Below are 6,000 nucleotides of genomic sequence, written 5' to 3' on the forward strand. Positions count from 1 at the left end.
CTCTCGGTCTTCCCAAATGAGTAGGCTTGTGGTAGTTTTTATCCTATACTAAATATCCCCATTCTAAGCCCAATTCCCTAATCCAAATTAAAAATTATTCACCGAAGGTTCATTTTAAATTACGCCAGACTAAAAACAAACATTATAAAATCAGCATAAAAAAACCGGCCTCTCAGCCGGTTTATATTTTACAAAGTAGAAATGAATCTTGGTTCTTGGCTCCTGGTTCTTGAATCTTCCTATCCCAATTTCGCCAGTTCCTCAGCCATTGCTGCACCGATCTCTGCCGGAGATTCAACAACGCGAATACCGCATTCTCTCATGATCTTCATTTTTGCAGCTGCAGTATCATCGGCTCCGCCAACAATTGCTCCTGCATGACCCATACGGCGTCCAGGAGGCGCTGTTTGTCCTGCGATAAAGCCTACAACCGGCTTGGTGCCGTGCTCTTTGATCCAGTAAGCCGCTTCAGCTTCCATTCCACCACCTATCTCACCGATCATCACAATACCTTTAGTCTCAGGATCATTCATCAACAGCATTACGGCTTCCTTAGTTGGTGTGCCAATGATTGGATCTCCACCGATACCAATTGCTGTAGTGATTCCTAATCCGGCTTTAACAACCTGATCAACTGCTTCATAAGTTAATGTTCCTGATTTAGAAACGATTCCTACACCACCTTTTTTGAAGATAAATCCTGGCATAATACCAATTTTAGCTTCATCAGCAGTGATGATACCCGGGCAATTCGGACCGATCAATCGGCAATCCCTATCTGAAATATATTCTTTCACCAAGATCATATCCTTTGTCGGGATACCTTCGGTAATACACACAATAACTTTAATTCCTGCTTCGGCAGCTTCCATGATCGCGTCAGCAGCAAAAGCCGGTGGCACAAAAATAATGGATACATCGGCACCTGTTTTATCAACGGCGTCCTTAACCGTATTGAAAACAGGGCGATCTAAATGACTTTGTCCTCCTTTACCCGGAGTTACACCACCTACAAGCTGTGTTCCATACTCTATCATCTGGGAAGCATGATATGTTCCCTCATTACCTGTAAAGCCCTGAACTATTACTTTTGAATCTTTATTAACCAGTACACTCATTGAATATTTTTTTGTACAGCAAAGCTAAGAGAATCGCTTAGAATGTCAAAAAGTAAAGGAAAAAGATTTAGAGCATGTTTAAATTCATCTAATATTTTTACAATAGAAATTTAAACAGGCTCTTATTGTTTTTTATTCATAGGAAGAGCTGATCACATCTTCAGCAGTTTTGGGACTAATTGCTCTTTTATAAGCCTCCTGATCAAATTCCTTTTCGCTTTTTGCAATCACAACCGAAGCAACTCCATTACCGATCAGATTGGTAATAGCCCTGGCTTCTGACATAAAGCGATCAACTCCCAATAAAATGGCAATACTTTCAATAGGAACAACCTTTAAGGCCGTAAGTGTTGATGCCAAAACAATAAAGCCACTGCCTGTTACTCCTGCTGCTCCTTTTGAAGTGACCATTAACACTCCAATTATGGTTATCTGCTGGCCAATACTCAGGTCAATATTAAAAACCTGGGATAAAAAGATAACTGACATTGAAAGATAAATTGATGTCCCATCCAGATTAAATGAATAGCCTGTAGGAACTACAAGTCCCACAACAGATTTGGAACAGCCAAATTTTTCGAGTTTTAACATCATACTAGGCAGCACCGACTCGGAGGACGATGTTCCCAAAACAATAACAATCTCCTGCCTGATGAATTTTAAGAACTGCCAGAGACTAAACTTATACAGATAGCAGATCAGATTCAGCACCACAAATATGAAAAGTGCCATGGTCATATAAACAGCAATCATCAGCTTTCCAAGTGGGTAAAGCGTTGATAAACCGTAAGTTCCGATCGTAAAGGCCATGCCACCAAACGCTCCAAATGGGGCCAGTTTCATGATCATTTTCATAATATTAAAAATCACCTGCGACAACTTTTCAAATGTGACAATCAGGGAGCTGCCTGTTGATCCCATACGACTCAGGGCAAAGCCAAAAAGCACCGCAAAGAACAGAATCTGGAGAATATCGCCTTTGGCAAAGGATTCGAATATATTTTTAGGCACGATGTGGGCGAAGAATTCGAGCCAGTTCATCTCAGAAGCTGATTCCTGATAAGTCTGTATTTTTGAAGGGTCGGCATGAGTGGCAGCAACGTCAACTCCTTTACCGGGCTGAAATATATTGGCAACCAGTAATCCTATGATAATTGCAAGGGTCGTAATCAGCTCAAAATAGAGCAGAGCCTTACCACCTACCCTTCCCACTTTTTTCATATCCCCCATCTGGGCAATACCAAGCACGATGGTAAAAAATATGATTGGAGCAATCAGCATACTGATCATATTGATGAAGGTCTGACTGATCAGTTTGGCTGTAGGTGCAAATGCCGGAAAATTCATGCCGACGAGAACGCCGATAAAAATTGCGACAAGCACCTGAAAGGTAAGATGGGAAACAACTCGCTTCATAAAATTTGGAACAAAATCATAAATACCGATTTGATTTATTTTTCAGGATCAGAAACCTAAAAACTAAGGTTTTGCTATACCCTCTGAATTAAACTGAAGATCATATAATTTTCTGTAAAAGCCATTTAATTTTAAAAGCTGCTGATGGGAGCCCATTTCCTTGATTTCACCATGATCCAGAACTATGATCCGATCTGCATTCTGGATGGTTGAAAGACGGTGAGCGATCACAATAGAAGTCCGGCCCTGCATCAGTTTATTAATTGCATGCTGAATAAGCTCCTCTGTTTCGGTATCTACAGAGGCTGTTGCTTCATCCAGCACCAGGATTTGTGGATCATATACCATTGCCCGGATAAATGAAATCAGCTGAGCCTGCCCGGCAGACAATGTTGCTCCCCGCTCCATCACATCATAATCGAAGCCTCCGGGAAGTTTCATTATGAATTCGTAAGCACCTACCTCTTTGGCTGCCTGAATGAGCCTTTCTCTGCTAATCTCCTCATTACTCAGATTGATATTATTTGCAATGGAATCTGAGAAGAGAAACACATCCTGCAAAACTGTCGCAATATGTGACCTAAGGTAACTTAACTTATAATCACGGATATCATTCCCATCAACAAGTATACTTCCCTTGTTAATCTCATAAAAACGATTCAAAATATTAATTATGGAAGATTTTCCCGCTCCCGTTGCCCCTACAAGTGCCAGCGTTTCTCCCGGCTTAACATGGAAAGAAATATCTTTTAATACCCAGTTCTCATCGTTATAGGCAAACCAAACATTTTTAAATTCAATATCGCCTTTCAATTTTTCAGGATGCAATTTGCCTTTATCTTCCGTCTGCTCATCAGTATCCAGTACATTGAAAATCCGCTCAGCACCAACCATACCCATTTGCAGGGTATTGAACTTATCTGCAAGTTCCCGGATCGGCCTGAACAGCATATTGATATACATGATGAAAGAGACAACCACTCCCGGACTGATCTCATCCGAAAGAATAGATTTCGAGCCATACCATACCAGAAGTCCGATTGACGCAGCAGAAATGATCTCGACTACCGGAAAGAAAATGGAATAATACCAGTTTGAACGAATATGTGCATCACGGTGCATAGAGTTAATCTGCTTGAATTTCTTCATCTCCTGATCTTCCCGGGCGAAATATTGAATGATTCTTATTCCGGTAATATGTTCCTGTAAAAAAGTATTCAGATTGGCCACCTGAGTCCGCACATCCTGAAATGCCGATTTAATCGCTTCCTTAAAAACAAGGGAAGCCATAATCAATAAAGGCATTGGAATCAATACCACCAGGGTCAGTTCCCAGTCAACATAAAGCATCACGGCAATGATGGCAATTACCTGCAGAATATCGCCAACAATTACAATAAGTCCCTCAGAAAATATATCTGCAATAGTTTCGAGGTCTGATACCGTTCTGGTAATCAACTGACCAATGGGTGTACGGTCGAAATATTTAAGTCTCAGGCTACTGATATGATTGAATACTTTAACCCGTAAATCCTTAATTACCGATTGCCCTAAAATATTTGTAAAAAAAGTATGAAAATATTGAACGACAGTCTGGATCAATAGTAGCCCGACCATCAATAGGCTCATATCAATTAATCCTGTATGGTCATTTAAAAGAATATATCTGTCGAGGGTAAATTGAATCAGCCATGGCCGAAGCGGGGCCAGAATGGCAAGCAATATTGTTAAAACAATTGACCAGATAAATATACTACGATAAGGAGTAACGTACCGGAATATCCTTCTCAACAAGTTTACATCTACTGCATTACCGCTAACTTTAGCCATTTTTATTTTCGATCATTTATTTTTTAAACTAAATCGGACATTTAAATTTCATCCGAAATATAGGGGTATTTCACTTCTGTGAGGAATAAGCCACAAGCCGGTACTGATTCGCCTGCATTTGAGCGATCCTTACTTTCGATAATACCGTGAATATCCTCCACATTCATTTCCTTTTTACCTATTCTGACCAGTGTGCCGACAATTGCCCGAACCATATTCCGAAGAAAGCGATCGGCAGAAATATGAAAAACTATGCCCTTATCTGCAGGAAGCCATACTCCCCTGCTAATTACACAGTTATTGGTAAAAGTTTGGGTATTTGACTTGCTGAAGCAACTGAAATCACGATATTCCATCATCAATTCTGCGGCATTATTCATCAACCCTAAATCTGGTCTATCACGTAAAAGCCATGATAAATTATGAAGAAATGGGTCCTTTGAAAAATGAATATGATACTCATAAGAACGTAAACTAGCATCAAAACGGGCATGAGCCTCCGGAGCAACTTTGATGAACCTTTTGATCACAATATCATAAGGGAGCATCGCATTAATACTGAGTAGAAATCTAGGATTCATCACATCAATATCAAGGGGAAAATCGGCATGTGCAAAAAGTTGCCGGGCATGTACTCCGGTATCGGTGCGGCCGCATCCAAGGGTTTCAATTTCCTGCCTGCAAATTGTAGATAATGCTTTGTTGATCAACTCCTGCACTGAAAGGGCATTCTGCTGAATCTGCCAGCCATGATATGCCGTTCCGTTGTAAGCCAGTTCCAGGAAATATCTCTGTGTTGTATTCAATCTCTAAAGCTAATTTTGAAATGCCAAAGATACTCAACCGCAGCCTCAATACATTGCCTGAATGAATAATCACAAGGCTAAAATATTTATATTTGCTTCAAATTATCATCCCATGCTACAACGAGTACAAACCATCTGGCTTTTTTTTGCTACCGCTGCGATTTTTAGTCTGTTTCTATTTCCTTATTTGCAGGCTATCAATCCTGATGGCACTTCAAAGGCTGTAAAAGTAACCGGTGTTTATGAAAGCATAGGGGGTAATGTCGTTCAGACTGAACCTTTCCTGGCCTTAACGATAGTAACGGTTATACTTGGATTGATTCCATTCCTGGCTATTTTTCTGTTTAAAAACAGGAAAAAACAAATGATGCTTTGTTATATCTGCATCGCAGGTATACTGGGTTTTAGTTTCTGGATGGTTCAAACCGCAAAGCAGGTACTTGGGAATATCACCTTGCAAACAGAGAATTACGGACTTGGTGTCATACTGCCATCCCTGAGTGTATTGTTTGTTATTCTGGCACTCAGGGGAATCAGAAGTGATGAGAAACTGATCAAATCGACGGAGAGGTTGAGGTAGTGCGGGTCTTGCGGGTCTTGCCCGCAATGACAGGGGTCTGGGATATTTCGCGTTTCTGCGTCTTTACGAGAGCCTTTTTTTGGACAGACATATCACTGAATAGCCCGGTGCTTTAGTGGCTGTTGCACAACTGAGATATTTAAAAATAAATTTATCTATGTCATTGATTATTAATATCTTAATGCATGCAAGGCAAAAAAGGCTATCAGGAAAAGTTGTTTATCACTTTTCGACTATCTGACCATGTTCC

At 40.5% G+C, this 6,000-nt stretch carries 5 protein-coding genes; 1 reads left to right on the forward strand and 4 read right to left on the reverse strand.

What is annotated here, in order from left to right; genetic code table 11:
- Positions 1-239 precede the first annotated feature (239 nt).
- The 4 genes from sucD to truA form a co-directional block, all read right to left on the reverse strand.
- Complete coding sequence (gene sucD, locus Q8M41_RS00560) at positions 240-1,118, reverse strand: succinate--CoA ligase subunit alpha (protein WP_305363282.1); 879 nt, start codon at positions 1,116-1,118, stop codon at positions 240-242.
- 132 nt (positions 1,119-1,250) lie between these two features.
- Entirely contained in the window at positions 1,251-2,534 is a 1,284-nt protein-coding gene (locus Q8M41_RS00565) for a dicarboxylate/amino acid:cation symporter (protein WP_305363283.1), read from the reverse strand.
- 63 nt (positions 2,535-2,597) lie between these two features.
- Positions 2,598-4,364: an ABC transporter ATP-binding protein gene (locus Q8M41_RS00570; RefSeq protein WP_305363284.1), complete on the reverse strand. Its 1,767-nt coding sequence runs from the start codon at positions 4,362-4,364 to the stop codon at positions 2,598-2,600.
- A 41-nt stretch (positions 4,365-4,405) separates the two neighbouring features.
- Positions 4,406-5,170 carry a tRNA pseudouridine(38-40) synthase TruA gene (truA, locus tag Q8M41_RS00575; RefSeq protein WP_305363285.1) on the reverse strand — a complete coding sequence of 255 codons (765 nt, stop codon included), beginning with the start codon at positions 5,168-5,170 and terminating at the stop codon, positions 4,406-4,408.
- 112 nt (positions 5,171-5,282) lie between these two features.
- On the opposite strand from truA, the gene Q8M41_RS00580 reads away from it, so the two are divergent.
- Complete coding sequence (locus Q8M41_RS00580; protein ID WP_305363286.1) at positions 5,283-5,750, forward strand: DUF4293 domain-containing protein; 468 nt, start codon at positions 5,283-5,285, stop codon at positions 5,748-5,750.
- Positions 5,751-6,000 lie beyond the last annotated feature (250 nt).

The organism is Daejeonella sp., from assembly GCF_030684675.1.
In the GTDB taxonomy this organism is placed as follows: domain Bacteria; phylum Bacteroidota; class Bacteroidia; order Sphingobacteriales; family Sphingobacteriaceae; genus Daejeonella.

Excerpts from the sequence above, each read along its gene's own strand:
- sucD (WP_305363282.1), bottom strand. The coding sequence starts at position 1,118 with ATGAGTGTACTGGTTAATAAAGATTCAAAAGTAATAGTTCAGGGCTTT.
- Q8M41_RS00565 (WP_305363283.1), bottom strand. The coding sequence starts at position 2,534 with ATGAAGCGAGTTGTTTCCCATCTTACCTTTCAGGTGCTTGTCGCAATT.
- Q8M41_RS00580 (WP_305363286.1), top strand. The coding sequence starts at position 5,283 with ATGCTACAACGAGTACAAACCATCTGGCTTTTTTTTGCTACCGCTGCG.
- Q8M41_RS00570 (WP_305363284.1), bottom strand. The coding sequence starts at position 4,364 with ATGGCTAAAGTTAGCGGTAATGCAGTAGATGTAAACTTGTTGAGAAGG.